The organism is Clostridium boliviensis, assembly GCF_033342255.1.
Lineage (GTDB): Bacteria > Bacillota > Clostridia > Lachnospirales > Lachnospiraceae > Lacrimispora > Lacrimispora boliviensis.
In genome coordinates this window covers 1-429 of sequence record NZ_JAWONS010000082.1, presented here as the reverse complement: position 1 = coordinate 429, position 429 = coordinate 1, and the positions used below count along the sequence as shown (strand labels likewise).

The 429-nt window shown below is 56.9% G+C and carries 1 protein-coding gene; it reads left to right on the top strand.

Translation table 11 applies throughout. The annotated features are described in order from the left end of the window. The coding region (locus RZO55_RS03030; protein WP_318062813.1) for a GNAT family N-acetyltransferase at positions 1–237 on the top strand (237 nt) is incomplete at its 5' end. Between the last annotated feature and the right edge of the window lie 192 nt (positions 238–429).

Here is a 429-nt window from a genome sequence, read left to right as displayed (position 1 = left end):
GTCCGCAAAAAGTTTTGGGGGATGTCGATCGGGAGGCTGTTGCTCCAGTTCCTGCTTCAATGGGCCCGTCAAACCGGCAAGATTCGAAAGATCAATCTGCGAGTTCGGGTGGACAACGACCGGGCGATCCGGTTGTACCGATCCCTCGGCTTTCAAGTGGAGGGAACCATAACCCGGGAGTTTTACATCGGTGGCAAATTTTACGACGCCCACTGGATGGGCATCCAGCTGGACTGAACCGGGGAATGAATCGGCGTTTTGGCGTACAGGATACCCCCTAGGAGCTCGTAGGGTGCTCGATCGGTTGCACCAGGGCAAAATCTGATGAGGAGGGGGATCGATGATGCCGACAAAAGGAAATCGAAAACAAGAACCGACCGTCGCACCGGGGATGGACGACCGGGAAGCGCTGGAACAGCGGGCGTCCGA